General features: G+C 38.7%; 19 protein-coding genes. 12 read left to right on the top strand and 7 right to left on the bottom strand.

From position 1 onward, the window contains the following. Position 1: 1 nt before the first annotated feature. Together serC and NYR17_RS06675 are read right to left on the bottom strand one after the other, a co-directional pair. Entirely contained in the window at positions 2-1,066 is a 1,065-nt protein-coding gene (gene serC / locus NYR17_RS06680) for a 3-phosphoserine/phosphohydroxythreonine transaminase (RefSeq protein ID WP_302504948.1), read from the bottom strand. A gap of 89 nt (positions 1,067-1,155) precedes the next feature. Beyond that, a complete protein-coding gene (locus NYR17_RS06675; RefSeq protein WP_302504947.1) occupies positions 1,156-1,506 on the bottom strand; it encodes a 4Fe-4S dicluster domain-containing protein in 351 nt (116 codons plus the stop codon). 54 nt (positions 1,507-1,560) lie between these two features. Here NYR17_RS06675 and NYR17_RS06670 point away from each other — a divergent pair, with 54 nt between their 5' ends. Both NYR17_RS06670 and NYR17_RS06665 read left to right on the top strand, forming a co-directional pair. Next, positions 1,561-2,598 carry an acyl-CoA reductase gene (locus NYR17_RS06670; RefSeq protein WP_302504946.1) on the top strand — a complete coding sequence of 346 codons (1,038 nt, stop codon included), beginning with the start codon at positions 1,561-1,563 and terminating at the stop codon, positions 2,596-2,598. Between the two features lie 34 nt (positions 2,599-2,632). Continuing rightward, positions 2,633-3,331 (top strand): Bax inhibitor-1/YccA family protein, encoded by a 699-nt coding sequence (locus NYR17_RS06665; RefSeq protein WP_302504945.1) that lies wholly within the window; start codon positions 2,633-2,635, stop codon positions 3,329-3,331. Positions 3,332-3,392: 61 nt separating this feature from the next. Here the strand turns inward: NYR17_RS06665 and NYR17_RS06660 are convergent, their stop codons facing one another. Further along, positions 3,393-3,716 carry a DUF4286 family protein gene (locus NYR17_RS06660; protein WP_302504944.1) on the bottom strand — a complete coding sequence of 108 codons (324 nt, stop codon included), beginning with the start codon at positions 3,714-3,716 and terminating at the stop codon, positions 3,393-3,395. Between the two features lie 137 nt (positions 3,717-3,853). Here NYR17_RS06660 and gyrA point away from each other — a divergent pair, with 137 nt between their 5' ends. The 5 genes from gyrA to NYR17_RS06635 all read left to right on the top strand — a co-directional run bounded on the left by gyrA (position 3,854) and on the right by NYR17_RS06635 (position 9,184). Next, positions 3,854-6,457 (top strand): DNA gyrase subunit A, encoded by a 2,604-nt coding sequence (gyrA, locus tag NYR17_RS06655; RefSeq protein WP_302504943.1) that lies wholly within the window; start codon positions 3,854-3,856, stop codon positions 6,455-6,457. An 18-nt stretch (positions 6,458-6,475) separates the two neighbouring features. Further along, positions 6,476-7,861, top strand: a complete 1,386-nt coding sequence (locus NYR17_RS06650) for a hypothetical protein (RefSeq protein WP_302504942.1) — start codon at positions 6,476-6,478, stop codon at positions 7,859-7,861. Between the two features lie 92 nt (positions 7,862-7,953). Then, positions 7,954-8,301, top strand: a complete 348-nt coding sequence (locus NYR17_RS06645) for a YtxH domain-containing protein (protein ID WP_302504941.1) — start codon at positions 7,954-7,956, stop codon at positions 8,299-8,301. A 90-nt stretch (positions 8,302-8,391) separates the two neighbouring features. Further along, positions 8,392-8,700: a phage holin family protein gene (locus tag NYR17_RS06640; RefSeq protein WP_302504940.1), complete on the top strand. Its 309-nt coding sequence runs from the start codon at positions 8,392-8,394 to the stop codon at positions 8,698-8,700. Between the two features lie 4 nt (positions 8,701-8,704). Then, complete coding sequence (locus tag NYR17_RS06635; RefSeq protein WP_302504939.1) at positions 8,705-9,184, top strand: phosphoribosyl-ATP pyrophosphatase; 480 nt, start codon at positions 8,705-8,707, stop codon at positions 9,182-9,184. A gap of 47 nt (positions 9,185-9,231) precedes the next feature. Here the strand turns inward: NYR17_RS06635 and NYR17_RS06630 are convergent, their stop codons facing one another. Together NYR17_RS06630 and sppA are read right to left on the bottom strand one after the other, a co-directional pair. Next, the gene (locus tag NYR17_RS06630) at positions 9,232-10,212 is read right to left on the bottom strand and encodes an acyl-ACP desaturase (protein ID WP_302504938.1); all 981 of its coding nucleotides are present in this window, start codon (positions 10,210-10,212) and stop codon (positions 9,232-9,234) included. A 187-nt stretch (positions 10,213-10,399) separates the two neighbouring features. After that, on the bottom strand, positions 10,400-12,154 hold the full coding sequence (gene sppA / locus NYR17_RS06625; RefSeq protein ID WP_302504937.1) for a signal peptide peptidase SppA: 1,755 nt from the start codon (positions 12,152-12,154) through the stop codon (positions 10,400-10,402). 21 nt (positions 12,155-12,175) lie between these two features. On the opposite strand from sppA, the gene folK reads away from it, so the two are divergent. The 4 genes from folK to NYR17_RS06605 all read left to right on the top strand — a co-directional run bounded on the left by folK (position 12,176) and on the right by NYR17_RS06605 (position 17,665). Then, positions 12,176-12,601, top strand: coding sequence for a 2-amino-4-hydroxy-6-hydroxymethyldihydropteridine diphosphokinase (gene folK / locus NYR17_RS06620; RefSeq protein WP_302504936.1), 426 nt, complete (start codon positions 12,176-12,178; stop codon positions 12,599-12,601). A gap of 26 nt (positions 12,602-12,627) precedes the next feature. Continuing rightward, the gene (locus tag NYR17_RS06615; RefSeq protein ID WP_302504935.1) at positions 12,628-14,070 is read left to right on the top strand and encodes an OmpA family protein; all 1,443 of its coding nucleotides are present in this window, start codon (positions 12,628-12,630) and stop codon (positions 14,068-14,070) included. A 31-nt stretch (positions 14,071-14,101) separates the two neighbouring features. Next, complete coding sequence (locus tag NYR17_RS06610; protein WP_302507030.1) at positions 14,102-15,538, top strand: OmpA family protein; 1,437 nt, start codon at positions 14,102-14,104, stop codon at positions 15,536-15,538. A 105-nt stretch (positions 15,539-15,643) separates the two neighbouring features. Continuing rightward, positions 15,644-17,665, top strand: a complete 2,022-nt coding sequence (locus tag NYR17_RS06605; protein WP_302504934.1) for a M3 family metallopeptidase — start codon at positions 15,644-15,646, stop codon at positions 17,663-17,665. A gap of 111 nt (positions 17,666-17,776) precedes the next feature. On the opposite strand, the gene NYR17_RS06600 is transcribed toward NYR17_RS06605, so the two are convergent. Then, entirely contained in the window at positions 17,777-18,814 is a 1,038-nt protein-coding gene (locus NYR17_RS06600; RefSeq protein WP_302504933.1) for a lysylphosphatidylglycerol synthase transmembrane domain-containing protein, read from the bottom strand. 6 nt (positions 18,815-18,820) lie between these two features. Then, positions 18,821-19,171, bottom strand: a complete 351-nt coding sequence (gene panD, locus NYR17_RS06595) for an aspartate 1-decarboxylase (RefSeq protein WP_302504932.1) — start codon at positions 19,169-19,171, stop codon at positions 18,821-18,823. 250 nt (positions 19,172-19,421) lie between these two features. On the opposite strand from panD, the gene NYR17_RS06590 reads away from it, so the two are divergent. Beyond that, positions 19,422-21,014, top strand: coding sequence for a GMC oxidoreductase (locus NYR17_RS06590; protein WP_302504931.1), 1,593 nt, complete (start codon positions 19,422-19,424; stop codon positions 21,012-21,014). Positions 21,015-21,126 lie beyond the last annotated feature (112 nt).

Raw genomic sequence — 21,126 nt, 5'->3', positions numbered from 1 at the left:
GTTAAGGTTTGAGTTGTTGCATCGCATTTACTAATACTTGTACGCTTTCTATGGGCAGGGCATTATAAAGGCTGGCACGATAGCCGCCCACACTGCGGTGACCATTGAGCCCACTGATGTTGTGGCTTTTCCAAATTTGGTCAAATTGATCTTTTAGGCTTTCATCAACCAAGTGGAAACAAACATTCATCATAGAGCGGTCTTCTTTGGCAGCGGTGCCTATAAATAAAGGGTTTCTGTCAATTTCATCATAGAGGAGTTGTGCTTTGGCTTGGTTGTTTTTCTCCATTTCCGAAATTCCACCATGGGCTTCTAAATATTGCAAGTTAAGCCACGAGGCATAGACCGCAAACACAGGCGGAGTATTGAACATAGAATCCTTTTTGATGTGGAGTTCATAGTCCAAATAAGAAGGAATCACTCTGCCTGATTGACCTAAAATCTCCTTTTTTACCACGACTAAAACTGTTCCCGCAGGTCCCAAATTCTTCTGAGCACCAGCATAGATGAGATCAAATTGAGAGAAATCCAACTGCCTTGAAAAAAGGTCGGAGCTCATATCACAAACTTTGATGGTATCCCCTTTTGGAAAGGTTTTCATCTGTGTGCCATAGATGGTATTGTTAGAAGTGCAGTGGAAATAGTCATAGCGCTGATCTATCTGATAATCCTTCGGTATGGTGTGGTAATTTTCAGCCTTTGAGGAGGCAACCACTTCCACACGCCCTATTTTTTCGGCTTCTACAATGGCATTGTGCGCCCAAGTGCCTGTGTCTAAATAAGCGGCTACACCCTCGGTAGAGAGGAGATTGAAGGGCACCATAGCAAATTGGAGGTTGGCGCCACCTTGTAAGAAAAGCACTTCATAATCGTCATTGAGGTTCATTAGTCGCTTTACGCTGGCTCTGGCTTGCGCCATAACTTCTACAAAATCTGGGCTCCGGTGTGATATTTCTAATAAAGACAACCCTGAGTGGTTAAAATCTAAAACCGCCTCGGCAGATTTTTGAAATACTTCCTGAGGAAGGATGCACGGTCCTGCGCTAAAATTATGTTTTTTACCCATTGATACTTGTATTTTCTTGGAAAAAGGGAAGGTTAGCAAAAAGTAAAATCCACCCCATAGTAACTAAAGAGCGGATAATCCATCACCAATTATTCACCGTGTAGAAATACTTTTTTAGATAAGAGTTGCGCCTCGGTTTCCACATGGTTTTCATCTGGCACGCAACAATCCACTGGACAAACGGCGGCACATTGTGGCTCTTCGTGGAAGCCTTTGCACTCGGTGCATTTATCTGGGACAATGAAATAGACATCATCACTCACAGGTTCTTGTGGAGCATCAGCATCTATGGTTAGCCCCGAAGGCATAGTAACCCTACCTTTAAGGTCTGTGCCATCCGAAGCGCGCCAGTCTACAGCACCTTCGTATATGGCTGTATTCGGGCATTCAGGCTCACAAGCCCCACAATTGATACATTCATCTGTTATTATGATCGCCATTGCTAATAAAATTTTTAAATTTGCACAAAGTTATTACATTTATATAAAATAGCAATGAAGGCAAGCACTAAAATTTCAGGATTGGCTCAGTTAGGGCAATGGATCAACCACTTTTTAAACACCGAAGAAGCCCAGTATACCGCCGATGAACAACAGTTTTCAGAGGTTTTAAAACGCAGCGAAATTGAAAACGCGTGGTTCACACCAGAGAGCCTTCGTTGGGCGCTACAACAGTGGGCAAAACTTCTAACGGAAGACCAACTTCAGGAATGGGTGTCTGCTTATCCTACCATTGACCAACCGAAGCGCGTGGGGCTTATTTTAGCAGGGAATATCCCATTGGTAGGCTTTCACGATATTATTTCGGTGGTGCTGAGTGGGCATACGCCAATCATCAAATGTTCCTCTAAAGATCAGCGGCTGATTCCTTATTTAATGGAGCGCTGGGCGGCGTTCTGCGGTGGTGATTTGGAGTATACCTTAGTGGAGAGAATGGAAAATTACGATGCCATTATTGCAACGGGCAGCAACAACACGGCGAGGTATTTAGAGTATTATTTTAAAAAAGTACCGCACATCATCCGTAAAAATAGAACTTCTGTGGCGGTGCTTCGTGGTGATGAAACCGATGAAGAGCTGCAGCGCTTGGCACAAGATATCTTTATATATTATGGTTTGGGCTGTCGCAATGTAACGCGCCTTTTTATTCCGCAGGATTTTAAATTAGACCGTCTGTTTGAGAATTTTTTTGGCTTTAAAGATATTATCCATCACCATCAATATGCCAATAATTATGACTATAATAAAGCGGTGTATCTCCTCAACCAAGAGGTTTTTTGGGATAATAATTTTGTAATGCTCAAAGAAGATGAGCGTTTGTTTAGTCCACTGGCGGTGATTCATTTTAGCCGTTACGAGCGATTGGAAGATGCCCTCACTATTATTGATGCGCATAAAGAAGAAATTCAATGTGTGGCGGCGGCGCCTCGTTTAGGTTTAGAGGGAAGTATAGATTTTGGTCAAGCTCAGCAACCCGACTTAAAAACTTACGCCGATAATGTGGATACGATGAAATTTTTAACTTCAATTTAAAAAATTGATTATATTTGCAAAAAAATAAACTATTATGGAATATTCTACCGAAAATCATTTATTAGTGGCGCAGGTTTCTGAATCTGAAAAAGCGACATTTTATAAAAAAACTTACCTCCATCTTGCGTTGGCAGTGTTGGCTTTTATCTTTGTGGAAGCGGCTTTAATTAAAATTGTTCCAAAGGAAATGATCTTATCAATGTTCCAAGGGAAATTCACTTGGTTGTTGATTTTGGGCGCTTTTTGGTTGGCATCTATGCTGGCGAGTAGATGGACCGTGGCACAGAGCCGAGGAACGCAATATTTAGGATTGGCGTTCTATGTTTTGATCGAAGCGGTGATCTTCTTACCGATGATTTATATCGCGAGCTATTATAGCGATGCCTCGGTGATTCCTCAAGCGGCTATTATTACTTTAGCGCTTTTTGGCGGGCTTACAGGCGTGGCATTTACCTCTAACCGAGATTTTTCATTTCTTAGAAACATCATTATTATCGGCGGATTTTTATCCTTAGGGCTGATTGTGGCGGGCGCTTTATTTGGCTTTAATTTAGGACTTTGGTTCTCTATTGGAATGGTGCTTTTGGCTTCTGCTAGCATTTTGTACGAAACACAAAAACTAAAAGTAACCTACACCAAAGATCAATATGTAGGCGCGGCATTGCAACTGTTCTCTTCTATTATGCTTTTGTTCTGGTATGTGTTGAGGATTTTAATGTCCCGAAGAGACTAATATTTTTTTTAAAAAAAATATATAAAAAAGGCAATCTGCGGTGTGTAGATTGCCTTTTTTACTATCCAATTGCAAGGTTGCTTTTAGTGGGATTGAGTAGGGTAACAAAGGTTAAAACACGCTCTCCAAACTCTTCAGAAATAGCCTCGGTGATGTAGGTGAGCTCGTTCTCCATAAAGGCTTGGCGTTGGTTTTCATCAGCGAAAATCAGGAGGAAGTTGGTGTTTTTGCCTTCTTGCAAATGGTGGCTCTCCACTTCGGAAAAGATGAAATATTTAAGGTGAGGGATTTTCTCCGAAAGCGGGTAGAGGCGCTCTTTTTTATAATTTTCCCAAAGTTCTAAACTGTGCTCTTCGCAGTGAAAAGTAATGCTGAGGATACTCATTTTTTTAACTAATTTTTAAGATTATTTTATATAAAATCACTGCAAAAATCGGTAAATTTTTCGTAAATTAGCCCTTTGATAAAATGGAATTTTTAATCATTTAAAACTAACTGATATTCAGTATAATAAGATAAATTATGCAAAAAGAAGGAGAAAGGTTGATACCTATCAACATCGTAGATGAAATGAAATCTTCCTACATAGACTATTCTATGTCGGTGATTGTCTCTCGTGCATTGCCCGATGTAAGAGATGGGCTAAAACCCGTGCACAGGCGCGTATTATACGGTATGTATGGGCTTGGGGTGTTTTCAAATAAAAAATACCTGAAATCTGCCAGAATCGTGGGAGATGTGCTGGGTAAGTACCACCCACACGGCGATATCTCTGTTTATGATGCTATGGTGCGTATGGCACAGCCGTGGAGTTTGCGCTATATGCAAGTGGATGGGCAGGGGAACTTCGGTTCTATGGATGGCGACCCACCAGCGGCGATGAGGTACACCGAGGCAAGACTTCAAAAAATCTCTGATGAAATTTTAGCCGATTTGGATAAAGAAACGGTGGATTTTCAAAACAATTTTGATGATAGTTTGAAAGAACCTACCGTATTGCCGACCAAAATTCCGAATCTTTTAGTCAATGGAGCCTCGGGGATTGCTGTGGGTATGGCAACCAATATGGCGCCGCATAACTTATCAGAATCCATCGATGCTATCTGTGCTTATATTGACCATAAAGACATCACCATTGATGAGCTAATGAAGCACATCAGCGCCCCAGATTTCCCAACAGGAGGGATTATCTACGGCTATGATGGCGTAAGAGATGCCTTCCACACTGGGCGAGGCAGAATTATCCTAAGAGGTAAAGTTAATTTTGAAGAAATAGGCAACAGAAACGCCATTGTGGTTACGGAAATTCCGTACCAAGTGAACAAGGCGGAGATGATTTCCAGAACTTCGGAATTGGTAAAAGAGGAGAAAATCCCAGGAATTTACGAAATCCGAGATGAGTCCGATAGAAGTGGAATGCGCATTGTCTACGAGCTTAAAAACGATGCCATACCGAATGTGGTGCTCAACTTACTCTATAAATATACAGCGCTACAGACTTCATTTAGCGTTAATAATATTGCGTTGGTTAAAGGTAGACCACAGCAATTGAATTTGAAAGACATCATCGTTCACTTTGTGGAACATCGCCACGAGGTGGTGGTTCGCAGAACGCAGCACGAACTCAAAAAAGCCAAAGAAAGAGCCCATATTTTGGAAGGCTTTATGAAGGTGATTGCCACGCAAGACACTTTGGATAAAGCCATTGCCATCATCAGACACTCGGCTAATCCACAAGCCGCTAAGGAAGGTTTAATGGCAGAGTTTGAACTTTCCGAAATCCAAGCCCAAGCGATATTAGACCTCAGATTGGCGCGCTTAACGGGTATGGAATTGGATAAAATCCGTGATGAATATCAAGCGATTATGGATTTAATTTCCGATTTAGAAGATATTTTAGCCAACGAGTCAAGGCGTTATCAAATCATCAAAGATGAACTCATTGAAGTAAAAGAAAGATACGGCGATGAGCGTAGAACGGCTATTGACTATTCTGGAGGTGAGATGTCCATAGAAGATTTTATCCCGAATGAAGATGTGGTGCTGACCATTTCTCACGCGGGTTATATCAAGAGAACGCCGCTTTCGGAGTACAAAATTCAAAGTAGAGGTGGGGTAGGGAACCGTGCGGCTTCCACGCGAGATGAGGACTTTTTGGAGTACATCGTTTCTGCCACCAACCACCAGTATATGCTCTTCTTCACCGAAAAAGGACGCTGTTACTGGTTGCGTGTATTTGAAATTCCTGAAGGTTCCAAAACAGCGAAGGGTAGAGCCATCCAAAACCTTATCAATATAGAGGCTGATGATAAAATTAAAGCCTACATTAGAACCAACGATCTTAAAGATACCGAGTATGTAAAAGAGATGTTTGTGGTGATGATTACCAAAAACGGAACCATCAAAAAAACCTCGTTAGAGGCTTACTCAAGACCGAGAGCCAATGGTATCAACGCGATTGAAATCCGAGAAGATGACCAACTCTTAGGCGCAAGGCTCACCAACGGACAATCCGATATTATGATCGCCACCAAAAATGGTAAATGTATCCGCTTCCCAGAGGAAAAAGCCCGCGCTGTGGGTAGAAATTCCATCGGTGTACGCGGGATTTCATTAGAAGACCAAGATGAGGTGGTTGGTATGATAGTTGTAAATGATATAGAGAACGAAACCGTTTTAGTGGTATCAGAAAAAGGCTATGGTAAGCGGACTGCGGTGGAGGACTACCGCATAACCAACCGAGGCGGAAAAGGGGTCATCACCCTCAATATCACTGAGAAAACAGGAAATCTCATCGCCATACAATCGGTAGTAGATGGTAACGATTTGATGATCATCAACAAATCTGGCGTTGCCATTAGAATGTCTGTGGATAATATGCGAGTAATGGGCAGAAATACCCAAGGCGTTAGACTCATCAACCTTAAAGGCAATGACGAAATAGCCGCCGTAGCCAAAGTGGAAGCAGAGAAAGAGGTGGAAGATAATGAAGAGGAAACAGAAGGCGATTCTAACCACCCAGAATTTGCGGAACGCCCACAAACAGGGGATAATGTCATCAATTTAGGTGATGAGGAAATTAAAAGAGAAATAGAAGGCGAAGAAGCCGACAGAGATAATGAATAATCTTTAAATCAGTACAATATGAAAAAAATCATTTTAAGTCTTGCTGTATTTTCAGCAACGATGGTTTTAGCACAGAAAAAAGAAATCCAAAATGCTTATAAAGCGGTAGAGTCTGGTGATGTAGCCACTGCCAATGCCGAGTTATCCAAGGCAGATGCCACGCTTGGCGGTAAACTTTACCTTTTAGAGCCTGCGCTTTTAGAGCAGTATTATTACACCAAAGGTTTGGCGCTTTTAAAAACAGGAAAGGTGCAAGAAGGGGCGGCTTTCTTATCGAAAATCAATGACTTAGGAAAAACGAAAATCTACACAGGTAAAGACAGTGATAGAAATAGAGTTTATTTCTTAGGTAAAGCTCAAGCCGACCAAAGCGGTATTTCTAATTTAAAAGAAGATACCTATTCTCCAAAATTGGCAGGGAATTTAGGCGGTGTGATTAACCCATTATTGAAAATCGCTGGTGATGAGGCTTATAAAGCTTATCAAGCCAAAGATTACGCCAAAGCTGCCAACAAATATTTAGAAGTTTACAACCTTCTAAAAGCCACAGGTAATGATGACCAACTTTACCTTTATTATTCAGGACTTAACTATGCATTAGCCAATGATAAAGCCAATGCGATTCAGGTTTATGATACTTTGCTCAATAACGGCTACACAGGCGTAACCACGCAATACAAAGCCAAAAATAAGAAAACAGGGCAAGTAGAAAATTTGGATAAAAGTAGTTTTGAAATGCTCAAAAAATTAGGTGCAGCATCTGATTACACCGATTTCAAAACTGAGCAAACCCCAAGCATTGAGCAAGAGCTTTATGAAACTGTAGGAGCACTCTATATAGACTCCGAAAAATACCCTGAAGCCTTGTCTGTTATTGAAAAAGGGCTTAAGAAATTCCCTAAATCCAGCAAGTTATCAGAACTCCAAAGTGTGGCTTACTACAAATCTGGAAAAACAGAAGAGTTTGTAGGAAGTTTAAAAAAACAAGTAGCAGCCAATCCTAACGATAAAGTTTCTTGGTATAACTTAGGCGTGCTTTTGAGCAAAGATCCAGCGAAAATAGGAGAGGCAGAAGAGGCTTTTAAAAAGGCTTTAGAAGTGGATCCTAACTATATCCCAGCGCTACAGGGCATATTCTATAATGTGTATATGTTGGGAGATGATGGCAAGGTGATAGAGCAAGCTGAAGCCGCCAGAAAGGCTAAAAAAATGGAAGAATTTAATAGAATTCTCCAAGAGCGTAGAGAGCGTTTTGCGAAAGGTTTACCTTATTTAGAAAAATGGTACGCTTTGGAACCGCAGAATTTAGAGATTGTAAGTCTTCTCAAAGGCGTGTATCAAACCCTTAAGAAAGAAGATAAATTCAAAGAGCTAAAAGCGGTAGAAGCTTCTTTACAAAAATAAATAAAGTCAAAAAATGAAAATGGTACAGTTCTTGCAAATTTAATTTAGAAGTATCATTTTCATTTATTAACAAATTAAAAAAAAACAATATTATGTCAAAAAAAGGTAACAATTCATTAGGCGTTTTAGTAGGTTTATTAGCAGGTGCAGCAGCAGGTGTAGCGTTAGGAATGTTATACGCGCCAGAAGAAGGCAAAAAAACCAGAAAGAAAATCAAAGAAAAGGCTGAGGACTTAAAGGATCAAGCTCAGAAAAAATACGAAGAAACGAGCGAGAAAGTAAAAGACCAATACCAAACACTTTCTGAAAAAGCCAAGTCCAGCGTAGACCAAGTGGTTTCTAATGTTAAAGATGCTTATGACAAATACAAAGGTCAAGCAGCTGACAAAGCTAACGAAATCGCTAAAGATGTAGAGTCAGAATTAGACGCTCTTAAATAATCTAAGCGGATTTTGATATCAATTAACAAAAAGGAACTTGCAATATAGTTCCTTTTTTTGTAATTTTAGACCATTAAAAATCATAATGATATGATAGATATTTTAAAAAATTATGCAGAAGGTCGGCTCAATCTCCTTAAAATGGAAGCCACAGAAAAAGTCTCCTTAACGATAGGTGGCGTGGTATTGGCGTTAATTTTATGCGGATTAGCCTTGTTCTTTTTGATATTGATAAGCATCGGCTTAGCGGTACTGATAGGCTATTATGTAGAAAATATGGCGTATGGTTTTTTAATCATGGGTGGCGTTTATTTTCTATGTTTTATATTGAGTTTGGTGTTTAAAAAAGCCTTGAAAGAAGGCGTGGCAAATATCGTAATTAGAATGATAAACGGATAAGGCGATGAAGGAAAAATACAACAGTTTAGCAGAGCTTAGAGCTCAAAAAGCAGCATTGAAAAAAGAGGTGGGGCAGATGCAAGATCTCCTGACTTTTAAAAATCCTAAAGATTCGCTAAGTGCTCTAACCAATGGTTTTACAGATGAATTTCTAACGGAACAAAACACTGAAAACGGCACTCAGTTGGCATTAAAAACCAGCCAAGTGGTAAAAGGCGTAGCAGAAGGCATCAAAAAGAAAATAGTAGATAAAAACACCAAACCGATTTTATCTTTTGAAAATGCAGGCTTGGGGCAAAGCGTGGTAGAGAACGCATTGAGACTGGGGATTGTGAGTTTCGTGGGGAGCTATACCAGAAAAAAACTCTATAACAGCAGTTGGAAAAACAGACTTATCGGCTTAGCGCTGGTTTATGTGGTTCCAATGGCACTTAGATTTATACGAGAAAAATTGGAAGAAAACCAAGAAAAATCATCATCATAACCTAAAAAAAGCGATTGTCAGAAAATACAATCGCTTTTTTTTGTGAGTTAACTTTTGACCCATTTGAACTGATGTTGGAGGTCTGGCGTTGCCATACGCTCTGCAATTTTAGACAGCCTTAATGGTAATTTCATCAGGAATTCTTGGGCTTTTTGAGCTTTTTCGTTAAGCCCTTGCAGGTGCTCTATTTTCCACTCGGCTAAAAGTTGAGACAGAATATCAATATAATCATTCGCGGTGTAGACCATACACCTTTGGGCGGCATCAGAAAAGTGGGTCCATAATTCGCCAGCTTTCTGACCACTTTCGCGCATCAGGTGGGCAGGCATCACGATTTTTTTTCTCATCATATCCTCAAAAGCGAGGAGCATTTCGTTGGGGTCTAATTCTAAAATTTTAGCCACAAAATGTTTGTAAGCCTTGGCGTGTCTGGCTTCGTCCGCAGCGATGACGCCACACATTTTAGCCAATTGCGTATTACCGCTCTGTTTGGCTAAGGTGCCCACACGGCGGTGCGAAATATTGGTTGCCGTTTCTTGGAAACTCGTATAGATAAAATTTCGGTAAGGGTCTGAACTGGTGCCGAGGTCAAAACCATCGTGGATTAAATATTGCGTGGTGACCTCCATTTCTCGCATATTAACGCGCCCACAGAGGTAGAGGTATTTGTTGAGCAAGTCACCGTGTCTATTTTCTTCCGCCGTCCACGCCCGCACCCATTGTGACCAACCTTGTTTTTCCTCTTGGTTGATACCTTCTATGCCCATAATCCAAGATTCGTAAGTGGGGAGGGCTTCCTCTGTAATGCAATCGCCAATGAGGGTAACAAATAAATCATACTCCATCTGGTGGGCGTGCTCTTGCAACTCTTCTACTTGATGCTGAAAGTCTGGCGTAGAGCTGTCTGGAAGGAAGTCTGTGGGTTGCCAAATCTTTTCAATCGGGGTGAGGTATTTGTCCATAAAGGTGCCGACTTCTTTGGCTAAAGTCTGCATGACTTCCGTTCTAACAAGGCTACTGTATTTCATTTTTTATTAGATTTAAGTTATTTTCTCCAAAAATACTATTTATAGCATAAATAAAAGAATTTTTTGAGACTTATTTTTATTTTGATGAAAAAATAAATTCTAAAACGCTCTATTTTTGAAGAGAAAAAACAAAAACCGCCCCAAGATTGAGACGGCTAAAATCTAAATTTTATATGGAAAATGGAGTTTAAAAAATAATTTTAAAAGGGGTGTACATCATACTGCCTTTTTGGATTTTTAACTTTTCGATGGCTTCAAACATCTCATATTCTGCAGTTCCTAATTTCTTTTTCATAAAATAAGCGGAAACTTCATCATCGCTAAAATCATTAAAAAAGGCCTCAATAGGACTGATTTCGCCTGGGTAACTCGTAATTGTGTAGTTTTTGAGTTGGGCTTTTTCCGCGGTGTAGGCGATGGCTTCATTTAGCCCACCTAACGCATCTACCAAACCAATTTCCTTAGCTCTGGTACCTGACCAAACACGCCCGCCGCCCACTTGATCGATCTGCTCAAAGGTTTTATTTCTGTTTTTGGTCACGAAATACACAAACCTTTTATAAATTTGATTCACTTGCTTTTGGAGCATCGTTTTGGTGCCCTCGGTGATACCGTTAATTGGAGAAATCATAGAAGAATTGGCATTGGTAGCCACCACATCCGAGCGAATTCCGTTTTTGTTCGCCAATTTTTTAAAATCAGGAATCATACTAAACACCCCGATGGAACCCGTAATGGTATTGGGTTCGGAGAAAATTCTATCCCCAGCCATCGCGATATAATAACCACCAGAAGCGGCGTAATCTCCAAACGAAACGATGAGTGGTTTTTTCTGTTTCAGCTGTTGTAATTCGTATAAAATTTGGTCCGAAGCATTGGCGCTACCCCCTGGCGAGTTGATTCTCAAAACCACAGCTTTGATGTCATCATCATCTTTTAAATCTTGGATGTATTGGATGTATTTTTTAGATGAAATCCCTTGAATATCATCACCATCGGTAATGCTTCCAGAGGCGTATAGCACTGCAATTTGTTGGTTGTCGGTTTCGTTGAATTCTATGGTTTTGATATATTTTCGGATAGAGATTTTATTGAGTTCATCCTCTTTTTTAAGGTTGAGTTTGGCTTTGATTAAATTGTCGTATTCCGTTTTTTGGAGGAGCTGGTCTGCCAATTTATATTTGAGGCTCAGCTCGGGAATCATCGCAAATAAACTGTCGGTAATGGTCTTAAAATCAGCGGAATCAATTTTTCTTGATTGTGAGATTTGGGAAGCCGTCCGAGACCAAACATCATTCAATAAAGTGCTGAGCTGTTCTTGGTTTTCTGGGGAAATATCGTTTCTTAAAAAAGGTTCTACAGCGGCTTTGAATTTGCCGTGTCTAATCACATTGAGCCCAATGCCATACTGCTCTGCAAAGTCTTTGAAGAAGACAACTTCGGACGCCATACCTTTAAGTTCAATGCCACCTGCGGGGTTCAGAATGTACTTATCCGCCACGGAACCGAGGAAATAGGCTGGCTGCGAAACGGTGTTGCCATAAGCATAGACCCATTTTCCACTTTTTTTGAAATCATCGATGGCGGTTCTTAGGTTTTCAATTTGGGTAATCCCCGCGATGATTTGGTCGTTTTCTATGCTAATTCCTTTAATTTGTGGGTCGTTTTTGGCTTTTTTAATCGCTTGAATGATGTCAAAAAGGTGGGCTTCTTTGGTGTTATTTCTGATTTCAAAGAGGTTGATTTCTTTTTCTGTATCACTTTCTATAATTTTGAGTTGATCATCAAAGGTAAGTACAGAATTTTTTTCTACCTTTACACTTTCTTTGGAACTGCCCATAGTACTGAGCATAATGATAAAAATCATAAAACCAAAAAACATAAAAATAACCAAACCAATGGCCACTATATTGGCTAATACATTTTTGATAAAATCTCGCATAATAATTTAAATTTCTATTATATGTCGCAAAAAGAGGCTATTTTGTTACTGGGGAGCAACCTTGGGGATACAAAAAAAAATATTGAGAATGCTATTGATTTGATAAATAGTGAAATAAATAAAGTGACTCACCAGAGTAAATATTTAGAAACCTTGCCTGTAGAGTTTGTAAGTTCTAATAATTTTTGTAATATTGCAGTTTCAATACAGACTGATGATTCTCCACTGAGTTTATTAAGGAAAATCAAGGCGATAGAGAGAAAAATGGGGCGGGATATAGATTCCAAACAAGCAGGAGAGTATCAGGATCGGATGATTGATATTGATATTGTAAAGATAGGAGCGTTGAATTTTATCTCAAAAGATTTAGAAATTCCACACCATAAACATTGTTTTGAGCGTGATTTTTCTAAGGAATTGATAGAAGATTTAATCTCAAAGATGTAATAAAGTTATGATTTAAAAACATATATATGAAAATTAATTTATTAGCATTATTAGCACTGCCAGCGGTATTTTATGCTCAGGAAAACGCTACACAAGAGCAGTATCCGAACACATTTTCTTCTGGCTCTGCTAAAGTTGAAAAATTTGATAACCAATCTCGTCGATTTAACGATTGGTCTATCTCGGTAGGTGGTGGTACAGCGCTGATGCAGTCTGCAGACCTTACTTCTTTTTATGACAACAAAATCAATTGGGGTTGGAATGCTTATGTGAGTTTAGATAAGCAAATTTCGCACACTTTTGGGCTAAGCTTGCAATATCAGCAAGGACAAACCAACCAAAAAGCGATGCTAAAACCAGAATATGGGGTAGCAGAAGCCAACACAAAGTACCAGCAGGTTTCATTGTTAGGGGATATCAATTTCTCTAATTTATTGAGAAGAGTGGATAACAATTCACCTTACAGATGGGCTTTACACGGTTATGCAGGGATTGGTCTCCAAGGTTATAAGACTTATTTAGAAGACCAAGGAAAAACTAAAAGATGGAATATTCCTGTAGAAGTAGAGCAAGATTTAGCGATCAATTCATTTTTCTATCAAGCAGGAGCTGGGTTGAAGTATAAGATTTCTAAATTAGTAGATATTGAAGCCCGCTTGATGTATATTATGTCTGGTGATGATGAGTTTGATGGTGGTGGCTGGGATAGCAAACCTGAAAACTCGCCATATAACCAAATTCATAAGAGCTATTCAGATAATTTCTTAACTGCAAACTTAGGTCTTACCTTTAAATTAGGTAAACACACTTCCCATTTAACTTGGCATGACCCATTAGAAGAAATAGATAATAGAATTGCAATTTTAAATACTAAAGATTTTACAGTTTGTGAAAAAGGAGATGCTGATAATGATGGCGTTTGTGACGATTGGGACAGACAGCTTGACACTCCAGCAGGTGCTAGAGTTGATGGAGCAGGGGTAGCATTAGACCTTGATTTAGATACAGTAATTGATTTGTATGATAAGTGTGTGACTGTACCTGGTCCTGTAGAAAATGATGGATGTCCATTACAACAAGAAGTAGTGACACAGACCACTGCTGTTAATGAGATTAATAAGAATTTTGAAGGTATAGAATTTGCTTTAAATAGCGATGTTATCAGAACAAAATCATTCTCTAAATTAGATCACGCGGCTGAAATTATTAAAAGCTTAGATAGCAATAAACAATATTTTGTTATTGGTGCTACAGATACTAGAGGTTCTGAGGCTTATAACTTGAAATTATCACAAAAAAGAGCTAATGCTGTTGTGAAATATTTAGAAGGTAAAGGTGTAAAACCATCTTTACTTGTAGCAGAAGGTAGAGGAGAAAAGGACTTAAAATATCCAGAATGTAATCCAGCAACCAAATGTCCTGAGTGGAAAAACGAGGCTAATAGAAGAGTCTATTTTTCTGAAAAATAAATAATAATCAATGTATTTAATTAAAAATATTATGAAATTAAATTTTGCAAGTGTAGCGTTAGCGTTAGTAATACCTACAGCGATTTTAGCACAAGAAACAACAACCTCAGAGCAGTATCCTAATACTTTCTCTTCAGGTTCATCTAATGTAGCTCCTTTTACACAAGAGGCTAAAAGATTTAATGATTGGTCTATCTCAGTAGGGGCAGGGGTTCCTTTAATCCAATCTGCGGATTTGACTTCTATCAAAAACGGAAACGGTAAAAACCTTTTCGGCTATTCAGCTTATTTAAGTGTTGACAAAGCCATCACTCATGCTTTCGGATTAAACCTTCAGTATGACAGAGGTGAAACTAGACAAGGTTTTTATAACACCAAAGATGTTAATGGTAAAGGTTATGCCGCAAGAACTCAGTATGATGCGCTCTCTTTATTAGGAGATATCAACTTTTCTAATCTTTTAAGAAGAGTGGATAACAAATCTAACTACAGATGGGCATTGCACGGTTACGCAGGTATCGGTACTTTGGCGTATAGAGCGTATAGAGAAAAAGATGGAGGACCTCAAGCTTTGATTACTGAAGTAAAGCCTTTCAAATCGCTTTCTCTTTTTGGACAAGCAGGTGCTGGTCTTAAATTTAAAGTAAGCAAAAGATTAGACTTAGAAACCAGATTGATGTATGTGGTAACTGGTGATGATTCTTTTGATGGCGGTGGAGATCAATACAGCGTAGTAAACCAAAGAGAAGAGCAAGTTTCTGATAACTTCTTCAATGCTACAGTGGGTATGACTTTCAAACTTGGAAAACATGAATCTCACTTAATGTGGCATGATCCACTTCAAGAAATCTATAATAAATTAGACATTTTAGCAGAAGCTCCTAATGTAGAAGTTTGTAAGAGTGGAGATGCTGATAATGATGGCGTTTGCGATGATTGGGATAGACAATTAGATACACCAGCAGGTGCCAGAGTTGATGGTGCTGGGGTTGCTTTAGACGCTGACTTAGATGGTGTGATTGACCTTTATGATAAGTGTGTTACCGTTCCTGGTCCTGCAGAAAATAATGGTTGTCCATTAAATAACGCAGCTAATGTAAATACAACAATTACTGAAGAAACTAAGAACTTAGAAGGTATTGAGTTTGATTTCAACTCTTCTAAAATCTTATCTTCTAACACGCCAATTCTTAACAATGCAGTGAATTACATTAACTCATCTAACGGTTCTTATAGAGTAGTTGGGGGTACAGATACCGCAGGTTCTGACAAATACAACCAAAAATTATCTGAAAGAAGAGCCAATAGCGTGAAGTCTTACTTAATTCAGAATGGTGTAAGCGCTTCTAAATTAGAAGCCGTAGGTAGAGGTGAAAAGGATTTAAAATATCCAGAATGTAACCCTACTTCTAAATGTCCAGAATGGAAAAACAGAGCTAACAGAAGAGTTTACTTTGAGGCAAAATAAGAAATATTAAATTTCTAATATTGATAAAAAGGCTATACCGCAAGGTGTAGCCTTTTTCTATTGCTTTTTTAATCGTATCTTTGTTTATAAATTTGATTTGAACCTATGAATAATCCATTACTTAAAAAAATTGATAGCCAATATCAAGCCGCACCTTTTAACGAAATAAAAGAAGCACATTTTTTACCCGCTTTCAAGGTGTTAATTGATGAAACCACGGCAGAAATAGACCAAATAGCCTATAATCAAGCGCCTGCCTCTTTTCAAAATACCATTGAGGCTTTAGCTTATTCAGGGCAACAGTTAGATGTGGTTTCTAACTTATTTTTTAACCTGAACTCAGCGGAAACCAATGATGAATTACAGAATATCGCTCAAGAAGTTTCTCCATTATTAACGGAATTTTCATCTAAAATTTTCCAAAATATAGCGTTATTTGAAAGAATAAAAACCGTTTATGAGGCTAAAAGCACTTTAGATCTAAGCACGGAACAAAAAACACTCCTTGAAGAGACTTATAAAAGTTTTGTTAGAAACGGTGCCTTGTTGAGCATTGAAGAAAAACAAAAATTAGAGGAACTGAATAAGAATTTGGCAATTCAATCGTTGAAGTTTGGTCAAAATCTTTTAGCCGCTACCAATGCCTATGATAAGCACATTACCGATGTTAATTTACTTAAAGGTGTGCCAGAAGCAATTCTGCAACAATACGCTCAGGAGGCTAAAGACAGAGGTTTGGAAGGTTATGTGATTACCCTTCAATATCCGAGCTATATTCCGTTGCTTACCTACGCAGAAAACCGAGATTTAAGAGCAGAATTGGCTTTAGCGAATGGCAAAAAATCTTTTGATAATTCCGAATTTGATAATCAGCAATTGATAGATAGCATCGTGAAGCTGAGGCAACAAAAAGCTCAATTGTTGGGCTATCCATCTTATGCGGCGTATATTTTAGAAGATAGAATGGCAAAAAGCCCACAGCAGGTGCTTTCGTTTTTAAATGAATTTTTAGAAAAAGCGCAGCCCTACGCCAATAAAGATGTTGAGGAACTTAAAGTTTTAGCCCAAAATGATGGTATTGATGTCCCTCAAAGTTACGATCACGCGTTCTATGCTGAACGGCTGAAAAAGCAAAAATTGAATTTAAATAATGAAGAACTTAAGCCTTATTTTTCTTTAGAAAGCGTGCAAGCGGCGGTGTTTGGCTTGGCAAAAACTTTATTTCAATTGGAGTTTGAAGAAGTAACCGATGTTCCCAAATACCATCCCGATGTAAAAACTTACAAAGTCACTGAAAATGGGACTTACAAAGCTTTACTTTATGTGGATTATCATCCAAGAAAAGGCAAGCGGGCAGGGGCGTGGATGACTGTTTTTAGAAACCAATATCAGAAAAATGGCGAAAACCATCGTCCGCATATTTCTGTGGTTTGTAATTTTTCTAAACCCACCGCCGAAACACCGAGTTTATTGACTTTCCAAGAAGTGACCACACTTTTCCACGAATTTGGGCACGCTATACACGGCATTTTAGCGGATACGCAGTACCCTAATCTTTCGGGAACTTCTGTAAAATGGGATTTTGTGGAATTGCCCTCTCAATTTTTAGAAAATTATTGCTACGAAGCCGAGTTTTTAAAAACTTTTGCTAAGCACTACCAAACTGGCGAGGCATTACCGCAAGAAAAAATTGAGAAATTATCACTTTCTAAAAACTTTATGGAAGGCTACCAAACCTTGCGACAGTTGGGCTTTGGCTTGTTAGATATGCATTATCACACGGAAGATTTATCGGCTCAGCCTATTGACATTAAAGCGTTTGAAACTCGTGTAATGGCGCCGACACAACTTTATCCATCGCATCCCGAAGTGGCGATGAGCCCAAGTTTTTCCCATATTTTTCAAGGAGGCTATGCCTCTGGATATTACTCCTATAAGTGGGCAGAAGTTTTGGATGCCGATGCCTTCCAGTATTTTAAGGAAAATGGAATTTTTAACGCTGAAATTGCTCAAAAATATAAAAAATTATTATCCAAAGGAGGCACAGAAGATCCAATGACACTTTATCGCGAATTCCGAGGGCGAGAACCTCAGGTGGAGAGTTTGCTTAAGCGGGCTTTTGGATAAAGTTTTTGTGAATAATTAAATGATAATTTCTATTTAATAGAAAAAGTTAAAAAAAGGCTTAGTTTTTTTCTAAGCTTTTTTTTTCTGTATTTTAAAAAATCAATCAATATTTTAAAAATGAACTTTTCGTGCTTGTGCTAGCATAGGAATAGAAATAACGCCCATCACCAGCATAATGACCAACTGCATAGTATGGGAGATAAATGCATAAGAAAGTCCAACTTGACCGCCTTCTTCTGGCGATTGACCGAGGGCGATAAATAATGCCATAAATCCTAATTTTAGAGCAAAATGAAAAGCTCCAATACCACCGCTGGCAGGCACCATCATTCCCAAAGTCCCCACAACAATAATGAAAAATCCATCAGCAATACCCAAGTTTTTTGTTTCTGGTAGGGCAAAGCAAACCAAATAAGCCGCCAAATAATAGCAAACCCATATCCCAAGAGAGAGCAATAGAAATCTCATTTTGTGCTTGAGTTTAAAAATGGATTGAAGCCCAGAAAGTATGCCTAAAATAAACTGTTTTACTTTTTGATAGAGGTTAGATTGTATTATTTTTTTTCTAAAAATAATAAAAATAATTGCTAAAATAGCAATGCCGATTAACCATAGTCCCGAGTTGGTATGCGCAGCGGAAGCATCGGTATTTTGTTGTTCTGAAGTCGCCAATTGGTAGAATGCCAAAATAGCATCGTATTTAAAAATTAAAGTCAGCCCCAAGAAAACACCCATACAGAGCAAATCCACAATGCGTTCTAATATAATAGTGCCAAAAGATTGATCTACAGGGACTTTCTCCACGCCGTAGAGCGCTGTCGCTCTCGCCACTTCGCCACTTCTTGGGATCGTTAAATTCATCAAATATCCAAAAGATAACGACCACAACGCGTTTTTATTAGAAATTTGATAGCCCATCGGCTCCAAAAGTAAATTCCAGCGGATGGCTCTAACCCAATAGGCTAACACGCCAAAAATAGCCGCTACCAATACCCAAAAATAATTGGCTTTGGAGAGTGAAGTTTTAATTTTATCCCAGTCTAAACCTCTGACAGCGAGCCACATAAAAACTCCAGCAAAAATTAAAGACACCAAAATAGTAATGCCATTTTTTAGGGCATTATTTTTTTTATTTTTAGTGGTAGGCATAAGCAATTAAGTTAAAAGATTGGTTTCCTCGTTAGGGAAAATAATGGTAGGTTGGAAGTTTTTAGCCTCCTCTGGCGTCATTTGAGCATAAGCAATAATGATGATGATATCACCTTTTTGCACTTTTCTGGCAGCAGGACCGTTGAGACAAACCTCCCCCGATTTTCTTTTTCCTTTAATCACATAAGTGTCAAAACGCTCGCCATTATTCACATTTACAATATAAACACGCTCGCCAACCACCAGACCTGCAGCCTCTATCAATTCTTCATCAATCGTGATGCTGCCGATATAATTAAGGTCAGATTCTGTAACTTTTACCCTATGAATTTTGGATTTAAATACTTCTATTAACATACTGCAAACTTACATAAATTTTTAATTAAATAGCTTATTGCCACTTCAATTTTTACGCCTAATCCTACTAAAATACCATAGTTAATCCCTAATATTTTCCACATCAAATTTCAATAATAAAGACTTAGAATTTAATTAAATAATCATAAATAAAAATTAATAAAAAGTAATAAATTTTAAAATGTTATGACAAGCATATTAAAGTGAGTGAAAATAGTGATTATAGTATGTTTATTGATGATAAAAGGGTATGAAAAGAAAAGAATTTATCTCTACTTCGGTTTTAGGTATAGGCGCGTTATTTTTCAGTGGTATTGGTGATTTGTTTGGAAGGTTGCCAGAATACCCCGAACCTCAGATTTCTCAAGAGGATGAAACTCGCCCCATTATCATTATCGGTTCTGGTTATGGCGGTGCTGTAGCGGCTTTGCGCTTGTGTGAGCAAGGACATAAAGTGACCATTTTAGAGATGGGTTTAGACTGGAATAAAGCCAAAATTCCTTTCTCAAAAATGATGAATCCAGGAAAAAGTGCCGCGTGGCTAAGGACGAAAACCATTGCTCCTTTTCTCAATATTTTTGCACTTAAAAAATTTACAGGTGTTTTGGATAGGCTGGATTTTGAAAATATCAAAATATGGTTAGGGCGAGGCGTTGGCGGCGGTTCTTTGGTGAATGGTGGTATTGCACCCACACCCAAAAAAGAGTATTTTAAATCCATATTTCCTAATTTAGATGCAGATTTATTTTATAATCAATATTTTCCATTAGCTCGGAAAGAACTTCGTGTAGAGTTGCCGCCCGAGGATTTTATAAAAAATTGTCCTTATTATCAGTTCACACAGGTGGGTTTTAGCGAGGCAAAAAAAGCTGGTTTTGAAACCACAATGGTGCCCAATACTTATGATTTTGGCTATATGCAAAAAGAATATCGTGGTGAGGTACCCGCTTCAGCCTTAGGCGGCGAGGTCATTTATGGCAACAACTATGGCAAGAATGATTTAACCAAAACTTACCTCCGCAAAGCTTTAGAAACAGGAAATTTAGAAATTTTGGATTTACATCAAGTGCATTTTATTGAGCAAACAGAAAACCACCAATTCCGATTAAAGGTATCGCAAATTTCTACAGAAGGCGAAGTTTTGGTGACTAAAAATTTCAATTGTTCTAAACTTTTTGTTTGTGCGGGCACTATGGGAACGAACGCTCTATTGCTAAAATCTCAACATTTAGGAAAATTGAAAATAGACCAAAATGTGGGCAAAAAATGGGGCAATAATGGCAATTTTATGACGGGCAGAAACTGGGTTAATCCGATGAAGGGCGGCACAGGTGTTAAGCAATCCACCATTCCCGTGGGGGCGATAGACCATTGGGAACACCCTCAGCATCAGTTTTTTGCGGAAATCGCCCCGTTACCTATGGGGATGGATGTGGCTACGGCGCTCTATTTAATGGTCAATAAAATTAAAAGTTATGGCGAGATTTATTTTGATGCCAAAAAACAAGATATCGCAATTAAATGGGATAAAACCAATTATCAATCTTTTCAAGAAAATGCCAAATATTTTGTTAGAAAGATGAACAAAGCCAATGGCGGCACGCGTGCGCATCTGTTGTTTCATAATGGTTGGGGCTATGATATTTGCTACCACCCGTTGGGCGGTGTGGTTTTGGGCGAAGCGACAGACCGCTATGGGCGGCTCAAAGGGCACACCAATCTTTATGTCTTAGATGGCGCTTTGATACCAGGCGGTGTGGGCGTTAATCCGTTTGTTACCATTACCGCCATCGCTGAATATTGTATGGCACATTTGCTTCAAGAAGGTGATTTTTCAGCTTAAATAAAAGCGAATATAAGTCTTAATGTTCTGTAAAATAAATGGTTATAATCTAAATTGATATTCTGCAAAAAAAAATGTGACCAATTGAATAAGTATTATTAAATTTGTCGTC

This window comes from Riemerella columbina (assembly GCF_030517065.1).
In the GTDB taxonomy this organism is placed as follows: Bacteria; Bacteroidota; Bacteroidia; order Flavobacteriales; family Weeksellaceae; genus Riemerella; species Riemerella columbina_A.
This window is presented reverse-complemented; position numbering and strand designations above follow the sequence as displayed.

Excerpts from the sequence above, each read along its gene's own strand:
- serC (WP_302504948.1), bottom strand. The coding sequence starts at position 1,066 with ATGGGTAAAAAACATAATTTTAGCGCAGGACCGTGCATCCTTCCTCAG.
- NYR17_RS06675 (WP_302504947.1), bottom strand. The coding sequence starts at position 1,506 with ATGGCGATCATAATAACAGATGAATGTATCAATTGTGGGGCTTGTGAG.
- NYR17_RS06670 (WP_302504946.1), top strand. The coding sequence starts at position 1,561 with ATGAAGGCAAGCACTAAAATTTCAGGATTGGCTCAGTTAGGGCAATGG.
- NYR17_RS06665 (WP_302504945.1), top strand. The coding sequence starts at position 2,633 with ATGGAATATTCTACCGAAAATCATTTATTAGTGGCGCAGGTTTCTGAA.
- NYR17_RS06660 (WP_302504944.1), bottom strand. The coding sequence starts at position 3,716 with ATGAGTATCCTCAGCATTACTTTTCACTGCGAAGAGCACAGTTTAGAA.
- gyrA (WP_302504943.1), top strand. The coding sequence starts at position 3,854 with ATGCAAAAAGAAGGAGAAAGGTTGATACCTATCAACATCGTAGATGAA.
- NYR17_RS06650 (WP_302504942.1), top strand. The coding sequence starts at position 6,476 with ATGAAAAAAATCATTTTAAGTCTTGCTGTATTTTCAGCAACGATGGTT.
- NYR17_RS06645 (WP_302504941.1), top strand. The coding sequence starts at position 7,954 with ATGTCAAAAAAAGGTAACAATTCATTAGGCGTTTTAGTAGGTTTATTA.
- NYR17_RS06640 (WP_302504940.1), top strand. The coding sequence starts at position 8,392 with ATGATAGATATTTTAAAAAATTATGCAGAAGGTCGGCTCAATCTCCTT.
- NYR17_RS06635 (WP_302504939.1), top strand. The coding sequence starts at position 8,705 with ATGAAGGAAAAATACAACAGTTTAGCAGAGCTTAGAGCTCAAAAAGCA.
- NYR17_RS06630 (WP_302504938.1), bottom strand. The coding sequence starts at position 10,212 with ATGAAATACAGTAGCCTTGTTAGAACGGAAGTCATGCAGACTTTAGCC.
- sppA (WP_302504937.1), bottom strand. The coding sequence starts at position 12,154 with ATGCGAGATTTTATCAAAAATGTATTAGCCAATATAGTGGCCATTGGT.
- folK (WP_302504936.1), top strand. The coding sequence starts at position 12,176 with ATGTCGCAAAAAGAGGCTATTTTGTTACTGGGGAGCAACCTTGGGGAT.
- NYR17_RS06615 (WP_302504935.1), top strand. The coding sequence starts at position 12,628 with ATGAAAATTAATTTATTAGCATTATTAGCACTGCCAGCGGTATTTTAT.
- NYR17_RS06610 (WP_302507030.1), top strand. The coding sequence starts at position 14,102 with ATGAAATTAAATTTTGCAAGTGTAGCGTTAGCGTTAGTAATACCTACA.
- NYR17_RS06605 (WP_302504934.1), top strand. The coding sequence starts at position 15,644 with ATGAATAATCCATTACTTAAAAAAATTGATAGCCAATATCAAGCCGCA.
- NYR17_RS06600 (WP_302504933.1), bottom strand. The coding sequence starts at position 18,814 with ATGCCTACCACTAAAAATAAAAAAAATAATGCCCTAAAAAATGGCATT.
- panD (WP_302504932.1), bottom strand. The coding sequence starts at position 19,171 with ATGTTAATAGAAGTATTTAAATCCAAAATTCATAGGGTAAAAGTTACA.
- NYR17_RS06590 (WP_302504931.1), top strand. The coding sequence starts at position 19,422 with ATGAAAAGAAAAGAATTTATCTCTACTTCGGTTTTAGGTATAGGCGCG.